Origin of the sequence: Actinomadura rubrisoli (assembly GCF_004349215.1) — a bacterium.
In the GTDB taxonomy this organism is placed as follows: Bacteria; Actinomycetota; Actinomycetes; order Streptosporangiales; family Streptosporangiaceae; genus Spirillospora; species Spirillospora rubrisoli.
The window spans coordinates 54815-77249 of record NZ_SMKU01000008.1; the positions used below are offsets into that span (position 1 = coordinate 54815).

Annotated in this window: 24 protein-coding genes; 17 read left to right on the plus strand and 7 right to left on the minus strand. The window is 74.1% G+C overall.

Features of this window, described 5'->3' with window-relative positions; translation table 11 throughout:
- Positions 1-9 precede the first annotated feature (9 nt).
- Complete coding sequence (locus E1298_RS03835; protein ID WP_207944421.1) at positions 10-1344, minus strand: aminotransferase class I/II-fold pyridoxal phosphate-dependent enzyme; 1335 nt, start codon at positions 1342-1344, stop codon at positions 10-12.
- A gap of 129 nt (positions 1345-1473) precedes the next feature.
- Here E1298_RS03835 and E1298_RS50145 point away from each other — a divergent pair, with 129 nt between their 5' ends.
- From E1298_RS50145 to E1298_RS03865, 6 genes are all read left to right on the plus strand, one after another.
- On the plus strand, positions 1474-2421 hold the full coding sequence (locus tag E1298_RS50145; RefSeq protein WP_131889340.1) for a substrate-binding domain-containing protein: 948 nt from the start codon (positions 1474-1476) through the stop codon (positions 2419-2421).
- Positions 2418-3230, plus strand: coding sequence for a nitrilase-related carbon-nitrogen hydrolase (locus tag E1298_RS50150; RefSeq protein ID WP_131889341.1), 813 nt, complete (start codon positions 2418-2420; stop codon positions 3228-3230). Before E1298_RS50145 ends, E1298_RS50150 begins: the two co-directional genes overlap by 4 nt.
- Entirely contained in the window at positions 3227-4237 is a 1011-nt protein-coding gene (locus E1298_RS03850; protein ID WP_131889342.1) for an ABC transporter substrate-binding protein, read from the plus strand. The genes E1298_RS50150 and E1298_RS03850 overlap by 4 nt, the downstream gene beginning before the upstream one ends.
- Positions 4238-4244: 7 nt before the next feature.
- Positions 4245-5180 carry an amino acid ABC transporter permease gene (locus E1298_RS03855; protein WP_131889343.1) on the plus strand — a complete coding sequence of 312 codons (936 nt, stop codon included), beginning with the start codon at positions 4245-4247 and terminating at the stop codon, positions 5178-5180.
- A gap of 11 nt (positions 5181-5191) precedes the next feature.
- On the plus strand, positions 5192-5944 hold the full coding sequence (locus tag E1298_RS03860; protein WP_131889364.1) for an amino acid ABC transporter ATP-binding protein: 753 nt from the start codon (positions 5192-5194) through the stop codon (positions 5942-5944).
- Between the two features lie 171 nt (positions 5945-6115).
- The gene (locus E1298_RS03865; RefSeq protein ID WP_207944422.1) at positions 6116-6967 is read left to right on the plus strand and encodes an alpha/beta hydrolase; all 852 of its coding nucleotides are present in this window, start codon (positions 6116-6118) and stop codon (positions 6965-6967) included.
- A 6-nt stretch (positions 6968-6973) separates the two neighbouring features.
- Here E1298_RS03865 and E1298_RS03870 read toward each other — a convergent pair whose 3' ends face one another.
- Positions 6974-7915: a LysR substrate-binding domain-containing protein gene (locus E1298_RS03870; RefSeq protein WP_131889344.1), complete on the minus strand. Its 942-nt coding sequence runs from the start codon at positions 7913-7915 to the stop codon at positions 6974-6976.
- Between the two features lie 139 nt (positions 7916-8054).
- Between E1298_RS03870 and E1298_RS03875 the strand changes: the two genes are divergently transcribed.
- The 8 genes from E1298_RS03875 to E1298_RS03910 all read left to right on the plus strand — a co-directional run bounded on the left by E1298_RS03875 (position 8055) and on the right by E1298_RS03910 (position 14939).
- Positions 8055-9491, plus strand: coding sequence for a 2-hydroxymuconic semialdehyde dehydrogenase (locus E1298_RS03875; protein WP_131889345.1), 1437 nt, complete (start codon positions 8055-8057; stop codon positions 9489-9491).
- A 10-nt stretch (positions 9492-9501) separates the two neighbouring features.
- Positions 9502-10308, plus strand: coding sequence for a 2-keto-4-pentenoate hydratase (locus E1298_RS03880; RefSeq protein ID WP_131889346.1), 807 nt, complete (start codon positions 9502-9504; stop codon positions 10306-10308).
- Complete coding sequence (locus E1298_RS03885) at positions 10305-11129, plus strand: 2-keto-4-pentenoate hydratase (protein ID WP_131889347.1); 825 nt, start codon at positions 10305-10307, stop codon at positions 11127-11129. The genes E1298_RS03880 and E1298_RS03885 overlap by 4 nt, the downstream gene beginning before the upstream one ends.
- Positions 11129-11572 (plus strand): RidA family protein, encoded by a 444-nt coding sequence (locus tag E1298_RS03890; protein ID WP_131889348.1) that lies wholly within the window; start codon positions 11129-11131, stop codon positions 11570-11572. The genes E1298_RS03885 and E1298_RS03890 overlap by 1 nt, the downstream gene beginning before the upstream one ends.
- The gene (locus E1298_RS03895) at positions 11569-12141 is read left to right on the plus strand and encodes a 3-hydroxyanthranilate 3,4-dioxygenase (protein ID WP_131889349.1); all 573 of its coding nucleotides are present in this window, start codon (positions 11569-11571) and stop codon (positions 12139-12141) included. The genes E1298_RS03890 and E1298_RS03895 overlap by 4 nt, the downstream gene beginning before the upstream one ends.
- A gap of 10 nt (positions 12142-12151) precedes the next feature.
- The gene (locus tag E1298_RS03900; RefSeq protein ID WP_131889350.1) at positions 12152-13222 is read left to right on the plus strand and encodes an amidohydrolase family protein; all 1071 of its coding nucleotides are present in this window, start codon (positions 12152-12154) and stop codon (positions 13220-13222) included.
- A complete protein-coding gene (kynU, locus tag E1298_RS03905) occupies positions 13219-14490 on the plus strand; it encodes a kynureninase (protein ID WP_243725367.1) in 1272 nt (423 codons plus the stop codon). Before E1298_RS03900 ends, kynU begins: the two co-directional genes overlap by 4 nt.
- Before the next feature lie 245 nt (positions 14491-14735).
- Positions 14736-14939, plus strand: a complete 204-nt coding sequence (locus E1298_RS03910) for a cold-shock protein (protein ID WP_131889351.1) — start codon at positions 14736-14738, stop codon at positions 14937-14939.
- On the opposite strand, the gene E1298_RS03915 is transcribed toward E1298_RS03910, so the two are convergent.
- Positions 14936-15403 (minus strand): luciferase domain-containing protein, encoded by a 468-nt coding sequence (locus E1298_RS03915; protein ID WP_131889352.1) that lies wholly within the window; start codon positions 15401-15403, stop codon positions 14936-14938. The two genes, E1298_RS03910 and E1298_RS03915, sit on opposite strands and share 4 nt — an antisense overlap.
- 92 nt (positions 15404-15495) lie before the next feature.
- Complete coding sequence (locus E1298_RS03920) at positions 15496-16707, minus strand: MFS transporter (protein WP_131889353.1); 1212 nt, start codon at positions 16705-16707, stop codon at positions 15496-15498.
- Positions 16708-16779: 72 nt separating this feature from the next.
- On the opposite strand from E1298_RS03920, the gene E1298_RS03925 reads away from it, so the two are divergent.
- Positions 16780-17823, plus strand: a complete 1044-nt coding sequence (locus E1298_RS03925) for an ROK family transcriptional regulator (protein WP_243725368.1) — start codon at positions 16780-16782, stop codon at positions 17821-17823.
- 178 nt (positions 17824-18001) lie between these two features.
- Here E1298_RS03925 and E1298_RS03930 read toward each other — a convergent pair whose 3' ends face one another.
- On the minus strand, positions 18002-18652 hold the full coding sequence (locus E1298_RS03930) for a TetR/AcrR family transcriptional regulator (RefSeq protein ID WP_131889354.1): 651 nt from the start codon (positions 18650-18652) through the stop codon (positions 18002-18004).
- Complete coding sequence (locus tag E1298_RS03935; RefSeq protein ID WP_131889355.1) at positions 18649-19872, minus strand: acyl-CoA dehydrogenase family protein; 1224 nt, start codon at positions 19870-19872, stop codon at positions 18649-18651. Before E1298_RS03935 ends, E1298_RS03930 begins: the two co-directional genes overlap by 4 nt.
- Positions 19873-19915: 43 nt before the next feature.
- On the opposite strand from E1298_RS03935, the gene E1298_RS03940 reads away from it, so the two are divergent.
- Both E1298_RS03940 and E1298_RS03945 read left to right on the plus strand, forming a co-directional pair.
- Positions 19916-20662, plus strand: a complete 747-nt coding sequence (locus tag E1298_RS03940; RefSeq protein ID WP_131889356.1) for an SDR family NAD(P)-dependent oxidoreductase — start codon at positions 19916-19918, stop codon at positions 20660-20662.
- Positions 20663-20679: 17 nt separating this feature from the next.
- Positions 20680-21636: a quinone oxidoreductase family protein gene (locus E1298_RS03945; RefSeq protein WP_131889357.1), complete on the plus strand. Its 957-nt coding sequence runs from the start codon at positions 20680-20682 to the stop codon at positions 21634-21636.
- A 25-nt stretch (positions 21637-21661) separates the two neighbouring features.
- Here E1298_RS03945 and E1298_RS03950 read toward each other — a convergent pair whose 3' ends face one another.
- Positions 21662-22348, minus strand: coding sequence for a response regulator (locus E1298_RS03950; RefSeq protein WP_131889358.1), 687 nt, complete (start codon positions 22346-22348; stop codon positions 21662-21664).
- Between the last annotated feature and the right edge of the window lie 87 nt (positions 22349-22435).

Below are 22435 nucleotides of genomic sequence, written 5' to 3' on the forward strand. Positions count from 1 at the left end.
AGGGGCGGATCAGCGGGGACGGGCGGCCAGGGCCAGGAGGCCGGCCAGCTCGCCCAGGGGCAGCGGTGCCTCGGGCAGGCGGCTCGTGGCGACGCGGACGTGGGGCGCGGACGGCCGGATCTGGTAGCGGCTGCCCGGAGCGGCGGCGACGCCGTGGGCGGCCAGGGTGACCAGCGCCTCGGACTCGTCGGCCACCGGGACCCAGAGCATGAGGCCGTCGCGGTTGCCGGTGGGGACGCCGCGCTCGGCGAGGGCGGCGGCCAGGGCCTCGCGGCGCTCGGCGTAGGCGCGGCGGGCGCGCGCGACGGTCTCGGCGGCCGCCGGGTCGGTCAGCAGGTGGGCCAGGGCGTCCTGGAGGATGCGGCTGGTCCAGCCGGTGCCGAAGCTGCGCAGGACCCGGACGCGCTCCACCGGCTCGGCCGCGCCGCCGATCACGGCGATGCGCAGGTCCGGGCCGTGGGACTTGGAGTAGGAGCGGACGAGGACGGTGCGGTCCGGCAGGTGCGCGCCGATGCTGACCAGCGGGGCGGACGAGACGTCGCCGGTGCCGTCGTCCTCGATGACCAGGGTGCCCGCCGGCGCGAGGAGGGCGGCGAGCGCGGCGGCGCGCGCGGGGGTCAGCGCGTGCCCGCGCGGGGTCTGGGCGCGGGGCTGGTAGAGGAAGGCCGCCGGCCTGGCGGCCAGCGCCTCGGCGAGGGCGGCGGGGACCGGTCCCTCGCCGTCGCAGGCGACCGGGACGACCTCGGCGCCCTGCGCCTCCAGGATGTCCAGGACGCGGGCGCCCGTCGGGTCCTCGACGGCGACGCGGTCGCCCGGGACGGCGACGGTCCGGCAGACCAGCTGCACGCCCTCGTAGCCGCCGCCGACCGTCAGCAGGCCGGGCGCGGGGAAGGGCCAGCCGGGCTCGACGGCCTCGCGCAGGGCCGGGGTGATCGTCTCGCGGGTGTAGTCGTTGAGGCGCGGGGTGTGCGCGCCGGCGGCGAGCGCGGCGTCCAGCGGGGGCAGCAGCGCCGGGTCGGGGGCCGCGATGGCCAGGTCCACCGCGAGCCGGTTGCCGAACTCGCCGATCCGCTCGTAGCGCGCGGGGTGCGGCACGTTCGGCGGGCCGATCACGACGGTGCCGCGGCGGCGCTGGGCGCTGACGACGCGGTGGCGGCGGAGCGTCGCCCACGCGTCGGCGACCGTCCCGGGGCTGACGCCGAGCTCGGCGGCCAGGCCGCGGACGGTCGGCAGCCGGGTCCCGGCGGGGATCTCGCCGCCGCGGATCAGGTGGGTCATCGAGGCGGCGATGCCCCGGGCGCTGCGGTCGCCGATGCGCTCGGCCAGCCACGCCGCGTCGATCAACGGTCCTCCCGGGTCAAGTTTTGTGTAGTAACAAAACACCCATTGTACGAGGTACAAACACGACCTAGAGTCGGTTTCCGTCCCCTGAACCCCTCTTACTTGCGGAAATGCTTGCGGAAATGGAGCGTTGTGCCGATTCCACGGATACGCCTGGCGCTGCGCGACTGGGATCATCTCGTCCCGCTCGTCACCGGCCGGGTCTCGATCCCCGGCGCCCGGGGCCTGGACCTGGAGATCGAGACCCGCGAGGCGACCCCGGACGTCCTCGCCGAGCCCGGCCTGGACGGCGGGGAGACCTCGTTCAGCCGGTACGCGCTGGGCCGCGGCGACGGGGACGAGCGGCTCGTGGGCCTGCCCGTCTTCGTGATGCGCGGGTTCCGGCAGCGGTGCGTGCTGGTGCGGCGCGGCAGCGGCCTGCGCTCGCCGAAGGACCTGGCGGGCGCGACGATCGGGCTCACCGGCTGGCCCGACTCGGGCAACACCTGGACCCGGGCGCTGCTGCGCGCCGAGGGCGTCGACCTCGGCGGCGTCCAGTGGCGGATCGGCCCGCTCGCGGCGGGCGAGCACGGCAAGGACCGGGTGGGCCCCCGGCCGCTGCCCGCCAACGTGCGCGCCGCCGGCGGGACCCTCGTCGACGGCCTCGCCGACGGGACGTTCGACGCGATCTTCACGCCGTTCATGCCGCCGGAGATGTTCGGCCCGGACGGCCGGTTCCGGCACCTGTACGACGACCACCGCGGCGCGGAGCGCGCCTACTTCGCCCGGACCGGCTTCGTCCCGGGCATCCACCTGCTGGCGCTCAAGCGCGAGGCCGTGGACGCGCATCCGTGGCTGCCCGGCGTCCTCCAGGACGTGTTCGAGGAGTCCAAGCGGGTGTGGCTGGAGCGGCGGCGGCTGCTGGCCGACACCACGCCCTGGCTGCTGGACGAACTGGAGGCCCAGGCGCGCTTCTTCGGCCCGGACTGGATGCCCTACGGCACCGGGCCCAACGCCGCGATGACCGCCGCGTTCTGCGAGGAGCTGTACGAGCAGGGCATCGCCCCCCGCCCGATCAAGGCCGAGGAGGTCTTCGCGTGAGGATCGCCGTGGGCCAGTTCGCGTCCGCCGAGGACTGGCAGAGCAACCTGGAAGCCTGCGAGGCCCTGATCGGCCAGGCGGTGGAGGGCGGCGCCGATCTGCTGGTGCTGCCCGAGGACTCCCTCGCCCTGTTCATCGACGAGCCGGAGCGGATCGCCGAGGCGGCGCAGCCCCTGAACGGCCCGTTCGTCACCGCCCTGCTGGAGCGCACCAAGGGCGCGCCGACCACCGTCGTGGTCGGGCTGCACGAGCCGGCCGGGAACGGCAGGGTCCACAACACCCTCGCCGCGATCAGGGACGGCGCGATCGTCGCGGCCTACCGGAAGGTCCACCTGTACGACGCGTTCGGCGCGCGGGAGTCCGACCGGGTGTTGCCCGGGGACGGGCGGCCCGTCGTGTTCGGCTGCGCCGGCTGGCGGATCGGCCTCATGACCTGCTACGACGTAAGATTTCCGGAAATGGCCAGGTTGCTGGTCGACGCGGGGGCCGAGGTCCTCGCCGTGCCGGCGGCCTGGGTGCGCGGCCCCGCCAAGGAACGGCACTGGGAGGTCATGGTGACCGCCCGGGCGCTGGAGAACACCTGCTATGTGGCGGCCTCCGGCGAGTGCGGCCGCCGCAACATCGGATCGAGCATGGTCGTCGACCCGCTCGGCATCGTCCGCGACCGGCTCGGCGAGCGGCCCGGGCTCCTGTGGGCGATCGCCGACCGGGACGAGCTGGCCGCCGCCCGGCGCGCCCTGCCCGTGCTCGCCAACCGGCGGTTCCGCGTGGACCCGTCGATCCGTCCGAGACAGGAGGTGACCGCATGACGCGACGCCCCAGGGCGCTCCCGCGCCGTCCCGCGGCTCCCACGGGCCGCCGCCGGCTCACGGCGCCGCCGGTCGCGCTGCTCGCCGCGGCGCTGCTCTCCGCGGCCGGGATCACCGCGTGCGGGGCGAACCCGCCGGAGGCCGAGGGCGTCCTCGGCAACGGCTCGTCCGCCCAGGGCGTGGACGCCGCCGAGCTCCGCCAGACCCTCGACCGCGGGCTGCACGACCGGCTCCCCGCCGGGAACCGGGCGTCCGGGAAGCTCGTCTCGGTCAACAACGGATCGTTCCCGCCGTACGAGATCGCCGGGTCGGACGGGCGGTCCCTCAGCGGCGCGTCCGCCGACCTGTCGACCGCGCTGAGCCAGCTGCTCGGCGTCAGGATCGAGCACGTCACGGTGGACGGGCTGCCCAGCGAGCTCACCGGGATCAAGGCCGGCCGGTACGACTTCGCGGTCGGCCCGGTCGGCGACTTCCCCGACCGGGAGGGCGCCGCCGACTTCGTCGACTGGGTCCGCGAGTTCGTCGTCTTCGCGGTGCCCAAGGGCAACCCCCGGCACATCGGGTCGATCGCCGACACGTGCGGGACGAAGATCTCGGTGATGGCCGGGGGCTCGGCCGAGGACGTCGTCAAGCGGCAGTCGGCGGCCTGCGCACAGCAGGGGAGGCCCGCCGTGCAGGTCCAGTCGTACAAGGACCAGCCGACCGCGATCCTGGCCGTCCGGTCGCACCGCGCCGACGCGTTCTTCTCCTCCCAGGCGCCGCTCGGGTACTTCGTCAAGCAGTCGGGCGACGACCTGGAGCTGACCGGGACGGGGAAGGCCAACGGCTTCGACGACCTGTACCAGGGCGCCGTGGTCGGCAAGGGCTCGCCGCTGCGCGGCGTCCTCCTGGACGCCCTCCGGAGGCTGATGGAGAACGGCACCTACAAGAAGGTCATGACCAAGTGGGGGCTGGCGGCGAACATGCTCGACAAGCCGGGCGTGAACCTGGCGCCCAGGAAGGGGTGAACCGGCCATGACCATGACCGAAGAGCGCTCCGGCGACACCGTGGCCGACATCGACGTGGCCGGAGCCGCGCACCTCAGGCATCCGCTGCGCTGGGCTGCCTCGCTCGTCGTGCTCGTGCTGGCGGCCCAGTTCGTCCACCTGCTCTGGACGAACGACAACTTCCAGTGGGACGTGGTCGGCCGCTACCTCAACGCCTCGATCATCGGCGACGGCATCGCCACCACGCTGCTGCTCACCGTCATCGCGATGGCGGTCGGCGTCGCGGGCGGGATCCTGCTGGCCGTCGGGCGGCTGTCGGACAACCCGCTGCTGCGCGGGGCGTGCGGGCTGTACGTGTGGTTCTTCCGCGGCATCCCCGTCCTGGTGCAGCTCGTCATCTGGTACAACCTGTCGGCGCTGCTGCCCCGGCTGTCGGTCGGGATCCCGTTCGGCCCGGAGTTCGCGCACGGCGGCACCAACCAGCTCATCACCCCGATGCTCGCGGCGATCCTCGGCCTCGGCCTGAACGAGGCCGCCTACATGGCCGAGATCATCCGCGGCGGGCTGCTCGCGGTCGACCCGGGGCAGACCGAGGCCGCGCAGGCGCTCGGCATGGGCGGCTCCCGGACGTTCCGCCGGATCGTGCTGCCCCAGGCGATGCGCTTCATCGTCCCGCCGACCGGCAGCCAGGTCATCAACATGCTCAAGGCGACGTCGCTGGTCAGCGTGATCGCGCTCGCCGACCTGCTCTACACCGTCCAGTCGATCTACAACCGCACGTTCCAGACCATCCCGCTGCTGCTCGTCGCCTGCCTCTGGTACCTGGTGATCACCTCGATCCTGTACGTCGGGCAGTCGTTCATCGAGCACCACTACGCGCGCGGCGCGACCCGCGACGCCCGGCAGGGCTTCTGGGACTTCGTCCTGATACGCCGCCGCCCGGACCAGGAGGTGCCGCTGTGACCGGCACGCCCATGGTGCGGGCGAGGAACGTCCGCAAGAGGTTCGGGCACCTGGAGGTGCTCAAGGGCGTCGACCTGGACGTGAGCCCCGGCGAGGTCGTCGTGGTGCTCGGCCCGTCCGGGTCGGGCAAGTCGACGCTCCTGCGCTGCGTGAACCACCTGGAGACCATCGACGGCGGGTCGGTCCACGTGGACGGCGAGCTGATCGGGTTCAGCGCGCGGGGCGGCAGGATCCGCCATCTGCGCAAGCGGGAGGTAACCCGGCAGCGCCGCGAGATCGGCATGGTGTTCCAGCAGTTCAACCTGTTCCCGCACCTCACCGTCGTGCAGAACGTCATCGAGGCGCCCACGGGCGTGCGGGGCGAGTCGCGCGCGGGCGCGCGGGCGCGGGCCGGGGAGTTGCTGGCCAAGGTCGGGCTCGCGGACAAGGCGGGCAGCTACCCCCGGCACCTGTCCGGCGGCCAGCAGCAGCGCGTCGCCATCGCCCGCGCGCTCGCGATGCGGCCGAAGCTGATGCTGTTCGACGAGCCGACGAGCGCCCTGGACCCCGAGCTGGTCGGGGACGTCCTGGACACGATGAAGACCCTCGCCGAGGAGGGCCTCACCATGATCGTCGTCACGCACGAGATCGGCTTCGCCCGCGAGGTGGCCGACCGGGTGGTGTTCATGGACGGGGGCGTCGTCGTGGAGTCGGGACCGCCCGCCAAGGTGCTGGACGATCCGTCCAACGAGCGCACCCGGACCTTCCTCGGCAAGGTGCTCTGAGCACCGAGGGACGCCGCGTCCGGCCGCTCCCGGGGCCGCGGGAGCGACCGGACGCGGCCTGCCGGGACGAGGCGTGCGGGCATAGCTCGGCTGTCATAGGCGGGGGCCGGAACGGTATTTGATCGTTCCCGCCCGGGGACGGCAGGCTGGGGGCGACCGGGAGGGGTGCGCATGGATCTGGAGCTGTCCGACGAGGAGCTGGACGTCGCCTACAACGTGCGGCGCAAGGCCGGGCCGGAGCTGTTCGACCGGCACATGGCCCGCTACAAGGACATGTCCGAACACGCCGTCGACGGGCTGCCCGGCCACCCCGGCATCGTGTACGACGAGGCGAGCGGCGAACGCCTGGACGTGTGGGGCGTCGGCGGGGACGGCCTGCGCCCGGTGTTCGTCTTCGTGCACGGCGGCTACTGGGTGGCCCTGTCGCGCGGCGTCTCGTCCTTCATGGCCCGGACGCTCCACGAGCAGGGCGTCGCCACCGTCGTGCCCGACTACACCCTCGCCCCGGCGGTCACGCTGGAGGAGATCGTCCGGCAGGTGCGGGCGTCCATCGCCTGGGTGCACCGGCACGGCCGCGAGCACGGCCTGGACCCCGGGCGGATCGTGGTCGGCGGGAGCTCGGCCGGCGGGCACCTGACCGGGATGGCGATGGCGGGCGGCTGGCAGGCGCCGCTCGGCCTCCCCGAGGACGTGGTCAAGGCGGCGATGCCGTTCAGCGGCCTGTTCGACCTGCGCCCGCTGACCCGCGTCTACGTCAACCAGTGGGTGAAGCTGGACCTGGAGCGCGCGGCGGCGCTCAGCCCGGCGCTGCTGCCCGCCGGGTACCGCTGCCCCGCCGTGATCGCGGTCGCCGAGCACGACGGGACGGGCTTCCTGCGGCAGTCGCGCCGGTTCCAGCCGCACTGGGGCGCCGGGGAGCTGATGGTCGTGCCGGACCGCGACCACTTCGACGTCGTCCTCGACCTGGCCGACCCGGAGTCGGCGGTGTGCCGGGCGCTGCTGGGCCTGGTCCGCGCGACCTGACCGCTGTCAGCCGGCTTCTACCAGGCCGGTGATCTCCGCGGCCTCGCGGCGCAGGTGGTCGAGCATCAGCCGAGCGGACGGGGTCGGCGCGCGGTGCGCGGGCAGGGTGACGCCGACCTGCCGCCGGACGGCCTCCAGCGGCACCGGGAGCGGGGCGATCTCGGCGTCCGTCCGCGCCACCAGCTCCGGCAGCGCGGCGATCATGTCGGTGTCGCGGACCAGGGTGCGGACCGTCAGGATCGACGTGCACTCCACCAGGTCGCCCGGCAGCGCGAGCCCCGCCGCGCCGAACACCTGCTCCAGCTCCGAGCGCAGCGCGGTCTGCTCCAGCGGCAGGACCCACGGGTAGTCGAGCAGGTCGGCCAGGCCCAGGCCGGGCCGGTCGCGGGCGGGGTGGCCGCGCCGCGCGACGAGCCGCACGGGCTCGCTGTAGAGGGTGATCTGGCGGAGCCCGCGCAGGTCGCCGATCGGGTTGAGGCGCCCGAGGATCAGGTCGATCTCCCCGTCCAGCAGCCGGGGGACCTGCGCGTCGAACGTGGCCTCCTGGACGATCACGGTGATGCCGGGGCGGCCGGCCTTCAGCGCGGCGATGGCCCGGGGGAGCAGCACGTTCGACCCGGCCAGCAGCGTGCCGATCGTGACGGTGCCGACCTCCCCGTCCGCCAGCCCGGTGATCCGCTCACCCGCCCGGCGCAGCTCGGCCAGCACCGCCCGCGCGTGCTCGACGAACGCGTCGCCGAACATCGTCGGCGTCATGCCGCGCGGGCCGCGCGTGAACAGCTCCACGCCGAGCAGGCTCTCCACCTCGCGCAGGCTGCGGGTGACGGCGGGCTGCGCGAGGCGCAGGTGCTCGGCGGCGCGCAGGACGCTGCCGTGGTCGGCGACGGCGACGACGAGCACCAGATGCCGCAGCTTCAGCCGCCCGTTGAGCAGGTCGATCGCGCGCATGGCCACTTCCTATCACAGGCATACCCGTCCGGTGATAACCGGAGGGAGTTTTGGTATTTGCCAGGCATAGCTGGGATGACGGAGGATCGCGGTACCGGGCAGATCACCACAGGGGCGGGTCACATGATGGAGGAGCGGGATGAAGGCTGAGCACTACGTCGGCGGGGTCTTCCGTTCGGACGGTCCGGCCTTCCCGCTCATCGCGCCGGTCGACGGCTCCGAGGCGGGCGCCGTCCCCGAGGCCACCCGGGAGGTCGTGGACGACGCCGTGGCCGCCGCCCGGGACGCCCTCGACGGCGGCTGGGGCATGGGCGACGCCGAGGACCGCGCCGCCGCGCTGCGCCGGATCGCGGACGGGATCGAGGCCCGGTTCGAGGAGTTCGTGGACGCGGAGGTCGCCGACACCGGCAAGCCCCGCGCGCTGGCGTCCACCGTCGACATCCCGCGGGCGGTCGGGAACTTCCGCGCCTACGCGGACCTGCTGTACGGGCGCCCGGAGCGCGCCTACACGACGCAGATCCCCGGGTGGAGCACCGGGACGGGGCAGGCGCTCAACTACACCGTCCGCCGCCCGCTCGGCGTGGTCGCGATCATCTCCCCGTGGAACCTGCCGCTGCTGCTGCTGACGTGGAAGGTCGCGCCCGCGCTCGCCGCCGGGAACGCCGTCGTGGCCAAGCCGTCTGAGGAGACGCCGTCCACCGCGACGCTGCTCGCCCAGGTGATCGACCAGGCGGGCCTGCCGCGCGGCGCGTTCAACCTCGTCCACGGGCACGGTGCCGGAGCCGCGGGCGAGTTCCTCACCGGGCACCCCGGCGTGGACGCGATCGCGTTCACGGGCGAGTCGGCGACCGGCACCGCCATCATGCGCAACGCCGCCGACCACGTCACGCCCGTGTCGTTCGAGCTCGGAGGCAAGAACCCGGCGCTGGTCTTCGCCGACGCCGACCTGGACGCGGCCGTCGACGGAACCGTCCGCTCGTCCTTCACCCACTCGGGGCAGATCTGCCTGTGCACTGAGCGCGTCTATGTGGAACGGCCCGTCTTCGACGAATTCGTCGCCAGGCTCGGGGAGCGGGCGCGCGCGCTGGACGACTACGGGCCGATGATCTCCGCGGAGCACCGCGACAAGGTCCTGTCGTACTACCGCCTCGCCCGCGAGGAAGGCGCCACGGTCGTCGCGGGCGGCGGCGCGCCCACCTTCGGCGACGAGCGCGACGGCGGCTTCCACGTCGAGCCCACCGTGCTGACCGGCCTCCCCGAGACGGCCCGAACCGTCCGCGAGGAGATCTTCGGGCCCGTCTGCCACGTCGCCCCGTTCGACAGCGAGGAAGAGGCGCTCGCGCTCGCCAACGACAGCCCCTACGGGCTGGCCTCCACCGTCTGGACGCGCGACCTGTCGCGGGCGCACCGCGTGGCGCCGCGCATCGAGACCGGGATCGTCTGGGTGAACTGCTGGAACCTGCGCGACCTGCGCACGCCGTTCGGCGGCGTCAAGGCGTCCGGGATCGGGCGCGAAGGGGGAGAGTACTCCCTGGACTTCTTCTCCGAGCCCGTCAACGTGTGCATCCAGATCTGAGAGCGAGCCAGTGACCGACACAGACACCCCGACCACTCCGGCGATCAGCGCGGCGGCCGAGCGCCTCCTCGGGGCGCACGCCTCGGGCGTGCCGTGCGCGCCCGTCCGCGACCTCATCGGGACCGCGGACGAGGCGTACGCGGTGCAGGCCGTGCTGACCGGGCGCTGGCTGGCGGACGGCCGCCGCCTGTCCGGGCGCAAGATCGGCCTCACCTCCCGCGCGGTGCAGGACCAGCTCGGCGTGGACAGCCCCGACTTCGGGATGCTGTTCGCCGACATGGCCGTCCCGGACGGGGCGGAGATCCCCGCGGGCGCCGTGCTTCAGCCCAGGGCCGAGGCCGAGGTCGCCCTGGTCCTGGAGGACGACCTGGTCCACGAGCGGCACACCGTCGCCGACCTCATCCGCGCGACCGCGTTCGCCCTGCCCGCCATCGAGGTCGTCGGCAGCCGCGTCCGCGACTGGGACATCACCCTCGCCGACACCGTCGCCGACAACGCCTCGTCCGGGATGTACGTGCTGGGCACCCGCCCCGTCCCGCTCAAGGACGTGGACCTGCGGCTGTGCGGGATGGTGCTGGAGCGGCGCGGCGAGCAGCTGTCCACCGGCACCGGCGCCGCCTGCCTCGGCCACCCGCTGAACGCGGCGCTGTGGCTCGCCGACACGCTCGCCCGCGTCGGCCGCCCGCTGCGCGCGGGCGACACGGTGCTGACCGGCGCGCTCGGGCCCGTGGTCCCCGCCGCCCCCGGCGATGTGTTCGAGGCGCGCATCGAGGGGCTCGGCGACGTCCGCGCCGCGTTCGCGAAGGACGAGTCATGAGCGGGCCACAGGCGACCGGCGAGCACGGGAGGTCCGGTGAGCACGGGAGGCCGGATGAGCACGGGAGGCAGGACGTGGACGTTGACGTGCGGGCCCTCGCGGCGACGCTGGACGATGCCGTCTCGGGCGTCCGGGCGATCTCGCCGCTGACGGAGGCGGCGCCGTTCGACGTGCCCACCGCGTACGCGGTGCAGCGCGCGGGCATCGAGCTGCGCACGGGCCGCGGGGAGCGCCTGGCCGGGGTCAAGATGGGCTTCACCAGCCGCGCCAAGATGGTGCAGATGGGCGTGGACGACGTCATCTGGGGCCTGCTGACCGACGCGATGTTCGCCGAGTCGGCCGTGGACGTGTCCGGGCTCGTCCACCCGCGGATCGAGCCGGAGATCGCCTACCTCATCGGCCGCGAGGTCCGCTCGGTCGCCGAGGTGGAGACGGCCGTGGCCGGGGTCGCCGTCGGCTTCGAGGTGCTCGACTCGCGGTACCGGGACTTCAAGTTCACGCTCCCGGACGTGATCGCCGACAACGCCTCGGCCGCCCGGTTCGGGTTCGGCGCCTGGCACGCCCCCCGCGCGGTGCCCAACGTCGGGCTGCTCATGGAGATCGACGGCCGTCCCGTCCAGACGGGCTCGTCCGCCGCGATCCTCGGCGACCCCGCGCGGTCGCTGCGCGCCGCGGCCCGGCTCGCGCTCGGCGCGGGCATCGTCCTCGAACCCGGCTGGATCGTGCTGGCGGGCGCGGCGACCGCCGCCGTCCCGCTGCCCAAGGACGCCCACGTGCGCGTCACCGGCGCCGGCCTCGGCTCGGTGGAGGTGACCACCTGATGGGCGACGCCATCCTCGTCGAGGGCAAGGCCCGGCCGCGCGGCCGGTTCCCGCACGTCAAGCGCGCCGGCGACCTCGTCTTCGTGTCCGGGACGAGCTCCCGCCGGCCGGACGGGACGTTCGCCGGGGCGAGCGCCGACGCGATGGGCGTCACCGACCTCGACATCCGCGCGCAGACCCGCGCCGTCATCGAGAACATCCGCGACCTGCTGGAGGCCGCCGGGGGCGGGCTGCCCGACCTCGTCAACGTCACCGCCTACCTGGTGAGCATGAACGACTTCGGCGGCTACAACGAGGTCTACGGCGAGTTCTTCGACGAGACGGGTCCGGCCCGCACCACCGTCGCCGTCCACCAGCTCCCGCACCCGCACCTGCTCATCGAGATCGCGTGCGTGGCCCACATCCCCAACCCTGACCCGCCCAGCGAGGAGGCCGGAGCATGACCCTGCCGCAGCTGTCGTTCGGAAGGCCGTTCAACTTCGACACCTGGATCGAGGAGCACCGTGACCTGCTCAGGCCGCCCGTCGGCAACGTCCAGGTGTACGACGACGCGGGCCTGATCGTCATGGTGGTCGGCGGCCCCAACCAGCGGACCGACTTCCACGACGACCCCCACGAGGAGTTCTTCTACCAGCTCAGGGGCAACATGGTCCTGCGCGTCATGGAGGAGGAGGGCCGCCCGCCCGTCGACCTCCAGATCAACGAGGGCGATATCTTCCTGCTCCCGCCGCACGTCCGGCACTCGCCGCAGCGCCCCGAGCCCGGCTCGATCGGCCTCGTCGTGGAGATCCCCCGGCCGGAGGGGCGGCGGGAGGCGTTCGAGTGGTACTGCACCGAGTGCCACCACCTCGTCCACCGCGCCGACCTTCAGGTCCGCTCCATCGTGGACGACCTGCCGCCGGTGTTCCAGGGCTTCTACGACGGCGACCGCAAGTGCCCGAACTGCGGCGCCGTCCACCCGGGCAGGCTCTGGCCCGAGACCATGATCCCGACCACGGCGCCCCGCGCCTGACGGAGGCCCCGTGTCAGTCATCGACGTCCACTCCCACGTCTTTCCCCGGTTCACCCGCGCCGAGGGCCGCATCCTGGCCGGCGCGGGCGAGCCGTGGCTGCGCGTCGGCGGCGACGGCGCCGGGATGATGATGAGCGGGGACGAGGAGTACCGGCCCGTCGACCCGGGACTGTGGGAGCCCGCGCGGCGGCTGGCCGACATGGACGCCTCCGGGGTCGACGTCCAGGCCGTCTCGTCCACGCCGCTGATGTTCGGGTACGGGGCCGAGCCGTCCCGCGCCGCCGACTGGTGCGACCTGGTCAACGAGCGCATCCTGGCCTTCTGCGCGGACGCGCCGGACCGGCTGCTCCCGCTGTGCCAGGTGCCGCTGCAGGACCCCGCGCTGGCGTGCGAGGTCGCGACGAGGGCGGCCGCGGCCGGGCACCGCGGCGTGCACATCGGCAACCACGTGGGCGACCGGAACCTCGACGACCCCGGCATCACCGGTTTCCTCGTCCACTGCGCCGAGCTCGGCCTGCCCGTCCTGGCCCACCCGTGGGACATGCTCGGCGCCGAGCGGATGCGCGGGCACATGCTGCCGTGGCTGTCCGGCATGCCCGCCGAGACGCAGCTCAGCATCCTCGGCCTCATGCTGTCCGGCGCGTTCGAGCGGATCCCCGAGTCGCTGCGGCTGTGCTTCTGCCACGGCGGCGGCAGCTTCGCGTTCCTGCTCGGGCGCGCGGACAACGCCTGGCACCAGCGCGACATCGTCCGCGCCGACTCCCCGCGCCCGCCCTCGGAGTACACCCGGCGGTTCCACGTGGACTCCGCCGTGTTCGACCCTCGCGCGCTCCGGCTGCTCGTCGAGGTGATGGGTACCGAACGGGTGATGCTCGGCACCGACTACCCGTTCCCGCTGGGGGAGAAGGAGCCCGGCGCGGCGATCCGGTCCTGCCCCGGCCTGGACGACGCCGGACGCGCCCTGCTGCTCGGCGGCAACGCGCGGGCGTTCTTCGCGGCCGAGCCCGCCGCGCGGCCCGCCGCCCAGCCCTCCCCGGACCCTGCGGGCGCCGGCCTGATCCTCGAAGGGAGGACCACGTGAGCCTGGAAGACGAGGCCCGGCGGCTCGACGCGGACGACCCGCTGCCGACCCTGCGCGGAGAGTTCCTCGTCCCGCCGGCGCCGGGCGGGGCCTACGGGGAGGCGGCCTACTTCGCCGGCAACTCCCTCGGCCTCCAGCCGAGGGGCGTCGCGGACCGGCTCCGCGAGGAGCTGGACGACTGGGCGCGGCTGGCCGTCGAGGGCCACACGCAGGCCCGCCGCCCGTGGGTGGACTACCACGAGCTGCTCCGCGACCCCGCCGCCCGCCTCGTCGGGGCCCTGCCGCACGAGGTCGTCGCGATGAACACGCTGACGGTCAACCTGCACCTGATGATGGCCAGCTTCTACCGGCCCGAGGGGAGGCGCACCCGCATCGTCATCGAGGACTCGGCGTTCCCGTCCGACTCCTACGCCGTCGCCAGCCAGGCGGTCCACCACGGGCTCGACCCGGCGGAGACGGTCGTGCGGCTGACGCCGCGCCCCGGCGAGGACACCCTGCGCACCGAGGACGTCCTCGCCCGCCTCGAACGCGAAGGCGACACGGTGGCGCTGCTCCTGCTGGGCGGGGTCAACTACCTGACCGGCCAGCTCATGGACATGGCGGCGATCACCAAGGCGGGCCGTGCGGCCGGCGCCGCCGTCGGCTGGGACCTCGCCCACGCGGCCGGGAACGTCCCGCTGCGCCTGCACGACTGGGACGTGGACTTCGCCGCCTGGTGCACCTACAAGTACCTCAACTCCGGCCCCGGGGCCGTCGCCGGATGCTTCGTCCACGAGCGGCACGTCCGGGACGCCTCGGTGCCCAGGCTGGCCGGCTGGTGGGGGACCGAGCCGTCCGTCCGGTTCCGGATGGAGCCCGGCATCTCCCCGCCCGCCTCCGCCGACGCCTGGCAGCTGTCCAACCCGCCGATCATGGCGCTCGCGCCCGTGCTGGTCTCGCTGGAGATCTTCGACCGGGTCGGGATGGGCGCGCTGCGCGCCAAGAGCGAGCGGCTCACCGGCTACCTGGCGTCCCGGCTCGCCTCCCTGGGCGGCGCCCAGGTGATCACCCCGGCCGATCCGGCGGCGCGGGGCGCCCAGCTGTCGCTGCGGGTCGCGGACGCCGACGCCGGCGGCCTCGTGCGGAGGCTCGCCGAGAGGCACGGGGTGGTCGCCGACGCCCGCAAGCCCGACGTCGTCCGGTTCGCGCCCGTCCCGCTCTACTGCACCTTCCACGACTGCCATCGGGCCGCCGAGGCGCTGTCGGACCTGGTCGGCGGCCCCGCCTGACGGGCGGGCGCCCGCACCGGAATTTCGTCTCGGTGTGTCGGTGTCCGCGGCGGCCCCGCTTGCGGTAAGTTTGATGCGTTGCTGTTAGCAGTCTCGAACGTTTGCTCTACGAAACGCCCGCAGAAGTTCAAGACAACGGGCGTTCTCCGTTTCTCCGGGTGATCCGGCGGACGAGAGATGAGTCCGCAATGCAGCCCCGGCCGTCGCCCGGCGGTCGGTGAGCCTCACCCAGAGGAGTAGGAAACATGGCCGAAGGTACCGTGAAGTGGTTCAACGCTGAGAAGGGCTTCGGGTTCATCGCTCCCGACGGCGGCGGCCCCGACGTGTTCGTCCACTACTCGGCGATCACTTCGAGCGGCTACCGGAGCCTCGACGAGAACCAGCGCGTCGGGTTCGAGATCACCCAGGGCCAGAAGGGCCCGCAGGCCGAGGGTGTCTACCCGCTCTAAGACCTGCGGCCAGCCCGCTCTGAAGCCCCGGCACCCGCACCGCGGTGGCCGGGGCTTTCGGCGCTCCCGCCCACCCGGTGCGGCCGGGCCGCCGCGCACGGCGCGATCCGCGCCCCGGCCCCCACGGGCCGGTTCAAGGCGGCCTTGATGGCAACGCTCGCCAGTGACATGACCATGGCCAGGTCGGAGTCGGTGTCGAGCCGGACGGCGACCCAGTCGCCCCCCGGCCGGACCAGCGCCCGTCCCGAGTCGGCGAGCGCGCCGCCGAGCCGGTCCACGACCGGCCGGGTCAGGCACAGCTCCGCCTCGTCACCGCCGTGCAGATGCATGATCTGGCGACCGCCCGCGCACAGCGCGACGCCGACCCCGCAGTCGGCCCGGACCACCGAGACCCCGGGCCATGTTCTCAGCCGGGCGACGATGCGTCCGGCATTGGAGTGCGAGCCACTCCCGCCAGTAGCCACACCGCAATCGTTGCCCTACGGCGGCGCCCAAGGGAACCTGCCGTGCCGCAATCGTTACGGCCAGGTGTCCAACGGGCGCTGCTCCCGGGCGTTCAGTCCATGGCATCTGGTACCCGGGCACTACCCAGGGGTGCCGCCTCGCGGAGCGCGGGCCCGGCGGCGGTTTCGGTCGGCCCAGTGGCGCCGCGGGGGCGCAGGGCCCCGGCCGCCAGCATCGTCCCGGCGAGCACGCAGGTGATCAGGGCGAACGCGGCCGGGTAGGACAGCGCCCCGGCGGCCCAGCCGGTGACGGCCGGGGCCGTCAGTCCGGACAGGTAGGTGATCGTCGCGACGCCCGCGACGCCCTCGCCCGCGTCCGCCCCGGAGTTGCCCGCCGCCGCGAACACCAGCGGCACGACCGTCGCCACCCCGACCCCGATCAGCGCGAAGCCGGCGATGCCGGGCGCCGGGGTGCGGGCGAGCACGACCAGGACGCCGCCCAGGACGGCGATCCCGCCGCCGAACCGGACGACCTTCACCGGCCCCAGCCACCGCACCAGCAGGTCGCCCGCCAGGCGCGTGGCCGCCATGCACGACATGAAGATCGTGAAGGTGGCGGCGGCGAGACCGGGACCGGCGTCGGCCACCTTGGTGAGGTAGACCGCGGCCCAGTCGGCGCTCGCGCCCTCGGCGAACGTGGCGCAGAAGCCGACGGCGCCGATGGCGGCGATGGCCCGGTTGGGGAGCGCGAACCGGCGCGGGGCCGGGGCGCCCGGCGCCGTCCGGTCGGGCAGCAGGCCGCGTCCGGCCACGACGCCCGCGGCCAGCAGCACCAGCGCGACCGTCCCGAGATGCAGCCGGGCGTCGATCCGGGCGTGCGCGGCCAGGCTGCCGACGCCGCCCGCGACCAGGCTGCCGACGCACCACAGGCCGTGCAGGCCGGAGATGATCGGGCGCCGCAGGCGCCGCTCCAGCGTCAGCCCGTGGGCGTTCATCACCACGTCGCACATGCCGGACGTGGCGCCGTACAGCAGCATCGCGGCGAACAGCCAGACCGGCGCGGGCGCCAGCGCGGGCAGCGCGAGCACCCCGCACCACATCGCGAGCAGGCCGCGGGTCGCGGCGCGCCCCCCGAACCGGTGCCCCAGCCGGCCGGCCATCGGCATGCCGATGAAGGCGCCGATGGACGGGCAGAGCAGGGCGAGCCCGAGGACCGAGGGGCTGAGGTCGAGCCGGTCCTGGATCCACGGAACGCGCGTCGCGAGGGTCCCGGCCACGGCCCCGTGGAGGGCGAAGACGACGCCGATGGCGCTTCGGTTGCTCATGCCCCGAGAAACTAACAGGAAGGTTTCCTGATGAAAAGGGGATCGGGCAGGATCCCTGACTAATATGGGGGCGTGAAGACCGCGACCCCGACGATGGCCCGCGCGATCAACGACCGGCTGGCCCTCGACCTGCTGCTCGAACGCGGCCCGCTGACGGCCCCGCAGCTGCGCACGCTGACCGGGCTGTCCCGGCCGACCGTGTCCGACCTGATCGAACGGCTCCGCGCCGACGGGCTGATCGAGGCGACCGGAGAGACGGGCGAGGACCGCCGGGGCCCGAACGCCCGGCTCTACGGGCTCGTGGCGGGCCGCGCCCACGTGGCCGGGGTCGACCTGCGCCGCGACGCCGTCCACGTGGCGGTCGCCGACATCGCCGGGAACCAGGCGGGCGCCGCGACGCGGCCCCTGCCCCCGGAGCCGGACCTCGTCGAGCAGGTCGCCGGCGCGGTCGCCGAGGCCGCCGGCGGGCTCGTCCTGCACACGGTCGTGCTCGGCGCCCCCGGCCTGGTCCATCCGCGCACCGGCCTGTCGACCTGCGGCGGTCTCCCCGGCGCGCGGCCCGACCTGCTCCACGCGCTGCGGGACCGTCTCGGCGTGCGGGTGGTCATGGAGAACGAGGTCAACCTCGCCGCCATCGCCGAGCACCGCGACGGCGCCGCCGCGGGCCGCGACGACTTCGCGCTGCTGTGGCTGGACGACGGCGTCGGCGCGGCGATCGTCCTGGACGGCCGGCTGCGGCGCGGCGCGTCGGGCGGCGCCGGTGAGGTCGGGCTGCTCCGCTTCCAGGGCACCGACTTCTGCCGCCTGCTGGAGCCCGGCGGCATCCGCGGCCTCGGCGGGGACCGGATCGCCGGCCGCATCGTCGAGGGCGTCTTCGCGCTCGTCGCCGTCCTGGACCCGGGCCTCGTCGTCCTCGGCGGGACGACGGGCCGCGAGGGCGGCGACCACCTGGCCGCCCTGGTCGCCGAACGGCTGGCGGGCCTGTCGCCCGCCCCCACGGAGGTCTGCGCGACCGCCGTCGAAGGCGACGCCATCCTGCGCGGCGCCGTCCTCACCGCCCTCGACCTGACCCGGGACAGTGTTTTTATGCAATCCCGGCCCAAGGCGCTCGCCTAGCGGCTCGCACCTTGACCGTGCTTGTGCGAGCGCGAATCGCTTCGCGATCTTCCCGGGGATGCTCGCCTTCGGCTTCGCATCCCCGGTCAGGTAGCGCGCTCGCGTGACCGTTGAGGCCGCCGCGAGAGTCGAGGGCACCTCAGAGGGATCTCTAGCCCTTGGGCAGGGGCTCGTCGTTTCAGGGCTTGGGGAGGCGTTCGCCGGTGCGGAGGCGGTCGAGGCCGAGCCAGATGAACTCGGCCGCCATCTGCTCGGCGCGCTCGCGCTCGGTGCCCGGGTGCTCCAGCCACCACGACACCATCGACAGCATCGACCCGTACATCAGCGGGACGAGCAGCCGCGCGCGGCGCTCGTTCACCTCCAGCGCGGCCGGGGAGAGCCTCGGGTCGGCGCGGCGGCGGCGCAGCAGCAGGTCGGCGAACGCGGTGCCGAGGCGCTCGCGCAGCTCCCGCAGTTCCAGGCCGACCTCCGGCTTGTCGAGGTGCCGGATCAGCAGCGCCCACGCGTCCGGCTCGGCGGTGGCGTAGTCGAACAGCACCCGGATCATCGCCCGGATGCCCTGCGCCGAGTCGTGCTCGGCGAGCACCGCCGCGTTCAGGCGGCCGGTGAGCTCGGCGACGATCGCCTCGGTCACCTCGGCGAACAGCTCCTCCTTGGACGCGAAGTGCTGGTACAGCAGCGCCTTGGACACCTGCGCCGCGGCCGCGACGTGCTCCATCTGCGTCAGGTGGTAGCCGCGCCCGCCGAACTCGGCCAGCGCGACCCGGAGCAGCTGCTCGCGCCGCCGCGCGGACGGCATCCGCCGCCGGTTCGGCGTGGTCTCGGTCATGTGCCGAGGTACTTGCCCAGCTCGGAGCGGGCGACGGAGCGGACGTGCACCTCGTCCGGGCCGTCGGCGAGGCGCAGCGTGCGCAGCCCGGCCCACATGGCGGCGAGCGGGGTGTCGTCGCTGACGCCGGCGCCGCCGTGCATCTGGATGGCCCGGTCGACGACCTCCAGCGCGACCCGGGGCGCGATCACCTTGATCGCCGCGACCTCCGACCGGGCGGCCTGGACGCCGTGCGCGTCGATCGTCCAGGCGGTCTTGAGGGTGAGCAGCCGGGCCTGGTCGATCGCCATCCGGGACTCGGCGATCTGCGCGCGGACCACGCCCTGCTTGGCCAGCGGCCCGCCGAACGCCTCGCGCGACAGGGCCCGCTCGCACATCAGCTCCAGCGCCCGCTCGGCCATCCCGACCGCGCGCATGCAGTGGTGGATGCGGCCGGGGCCGAGGCGGGCCTGGGCGATCGCGAAGCCGCCGCCCTCCTCGCCGACGAGGTTCCCGGCCGGGACGCGCACGTCGGTGAAGGTGATCTCGCAGTGGCCGTGCTGGTCCTGGTAGCCGAAGACGGGCAGCGGACGGACGATCTCCACGCCGGGCGTGTCCAGCGGCACCAGCACCATCGACTGCTGCCGGTACGGGTGGCCGTCGGGGTCCGTCTTGCCCATCACGATCATGATCTTGCAGCGCGGGTCGGCGGAGCCGGTGATCCACCACTTGCGCCCGTTGATGACGTAGTGGTCGCCGTCGCGCTCGATGCGGGTGGAGATGTTGGTGGCGTCCGAGCTCGCCACGTCCGGCTCGGTCATGGCGAACGCGCTGCGGATCTCGCCGTCCAGCAGCGGGGCGAGCCACCGCTTCTTCTGCTCGGGCGTGCCGAACAGGTGCAGGACCTCCATGTTGCCGGTGTCGGGGGCCGCGCAGTTGGTGGCCTCGGGCGCCAGATCGGGGGAGCGGCCGGTGATCTCGGCCAGGGAGGCGTAGTCGGTGACCGTGAGCCCGTGGGCGGGGTCCTCGCTGCCGGGGAGGAACAGATTCCACAGGCCGCGCCCGCGCGCCTCCGCCTTGAGCTCCTCCACGACCGGCGGGACGGTGTGCTCGCGGCCCTCGGCGCGCAGCTCGCGCCGCTGGGCCGCGTAGACCGGCTCGGCGGGGTAGACGTGGGAGGCCATGAAGTCCTGGAGGCGGCCGAGGTGGTCCCGGGCCCGCTCGCTCAAACCGAAGTCCATTCGGCTAGAGTAACTGACGGGTCAGTCAGTTGGGGGGAGTCCGATGGCAGCCTTCGAGGGCGCCGGCAGGGTCGCGCTGATCACCGGCGGTTCCCACGGCATCGGGGCCGCGGTGGCGCGCCGGCTGGCCGGGGAGGGCGCCCGGGTCGTCCTCGCCGACGTCGACGCCGAGGCCGGTGCGGCGCTCGCCGCCGAGCTCGGCGGGGCCTTCGTCCGCTGCGACGTGCGCGAGCCCGCCGACAGCGAGGCCGCGGTCGCCGCGGCGGTCGGGCGGTTCGGCGGGCTGGACGTGGCGTTCCTCAACGCCGGCGTCGCCGGGGGAGGCGGCGTCGGCGACGACTTCGACCTCGACGGGTACCGGCGGGCGATGGGCGTCAACCTCGACGGCGTCTTCTTCGGCGTGCACGCGGCGCTGCCCGCCCTGCGCGCCCGCGGCGGCGGGGACATCGTCGCGACCGCCAGCATGGCCGCGCTCACCGCCACCCCGTTCGACCCGGTGTACGGCGCCAACAAGGCCGCCGTGGTCGGCCTCGTCCGCGCCCTCGGCCCGGCGTTCGCGCCGGAGGGCATCCGGGTGAACGCCCTGTGCCCCTCGTTCGCCGACACCGGCATCCTCGTCCCCCTGAAAGAGCACCTGGAGCGGACCGGCTTCCCGATCCTGGACGTCGGCGACGTCGTGGAGGCGTTCATGGCGATCCTGGACGCGGGCGGCACCGGGGAGGCGTGGTGCGTCGTGCCCGGGAGGCCGCCCGAGCCGTTCCGGTTCCGCGGCGTCCCCGGTCCCCGCTGAGCAGCCAGAGGAGAGTCATGCGCGCGATCCAGATCACCGAGTTCGGCGGGCCCGAGGTCCTGAACGCCACGGAGCTGCCCGACCCGTCCGCCGGGCCGGGGCACCTGCTCATCGAGGTCTCCCGGGCCGGCATCAACTACGCCGACACCCACCAGGCCGACAACAGCTACCTGGCGGAGTCGGCGCTGCCGCTCGTGCCGGGCGGCGAGGTCGTCGGCACCGCGCCGGGCGGCCGCCGCGTCGTCGCGCTGGTCGGCACCGGCGGGTACGCCGAGCGGGCCGTCGCGCCCGAGGCCCTCGCCTGGGACGTGCCGGACGCCATCGACGACGTCACCGCCCTCGGGATGATCGTGCAGGGCGCGTCGGCGTGGCTGCTGCTGCGCCGCAGCGTGCACCTCGCCGAGGGAGAGTCGGTCGTCGTCCACGCCGCCGCGGGCGGGGTCGGTACCCTCGCCGTCCAGCTCGCCAAGGCATGGGGCGCGGGACGGGTCATCGCGACCGCCTCGTCCGAGGACAAGCGCGCCCTCGCCCTGGAACTCGGCGCCGACGTCGCGATCGACGCGAACGAGCCCGCCCTCAAGGACGCGCTCATCGACGCCAACGGCGGCAGGCGCGTCGACGTCGTCCTGGAGATGACGGGCGGGACGGTCACCGACCAGAGCCTGCGCGCCCTCGCCCCGTTCGGCCGCCTCGCCTTCTACGGCATGGCGTCGCGGCAGGAGCCCGCCCCGGTGCGGCCCGCCGCCCTCATGGCGCACTCCACCACGATCGCGGGGATGTGGCTGGCGCACGTGTTCCAGCTCCCCGGCGACGTGATGCGCGCCGCCCTGGACGAGCTGTTCGGCCTCGCCGCCCAGGGCCGGCTGCGGGTGATCGGCGGCGGCGAGTACGGGCTGGCCGAGGTCCGCCGGGCCCACGAGGACCTGCGCGCCCGCCGCACGACGGGCAAGCTCGTCCTCGATCCGTCCCGCTAGGCCCCCCGGCAGGGCTAGCAGCGGGCTAGCCGACGAGGCCGTTCTCGTAGGCGTAGACGACGGCCTGGGTGCGGTCGCGCAGCGCGAGCTTGGTCAGGACGTGCCCGACGTGGGTCTTGACCGTCTGCTCGGCCAGGACGAGCTCGGCGGCGATCTCGGCGTTGGACAGCCCGCGCGCGATGAGCCTCAGCACGTCCAGCTCGCGGGGCGTGAGGCCCGCGGTCGCGTTCGGGCTCGGCCGCTGGTGGCGCCTGCGGCGCGCGAAGTCGCCGATGAGCCGCCGGGTGATGGACGGGGCGAGCAGCGCGTCGCCCGCCGCCACGATCCGCACGCCGCTGACGAGGTCGGCGGCGGAGGCGTCCTTGAGCAGGAACCCGCTGGCCCCCGCGCCGAGCGCCTCGTAGACGTACTCGTCCAGGTCGAACGTGGTGAGGACGAGCACCTTGGGCCGCACGCCCGCCGGGTCGCCGCCCGCGTCGGCGCGCGCGGCGGGCTCGCCGATCAGCTCGGCGGTGGCGGCCAGGCCGTCCATCTCCGGCATCCGGATGTCCATCACGATCACGTCCGGGTCCAGCTTGCGGGCGAGGTCCACCGCCTCGCGCCCGTTTCCCGCCTGCCCGATCACCTCGATCTCGGGGTCGGAGGACAGCAGCGCCGCGAGCCCGTCGCGGATCATCACCTGGTCGTCGGCGATCAGCACCCGAATGGTCACGAGAGCACCCTATGGGGCGCGGGCGCGCCCCCGTGCGGATCAGTCACCGTAGGGGAGCTCCGCGACGACCGCCCAGCCCGCCCGGTC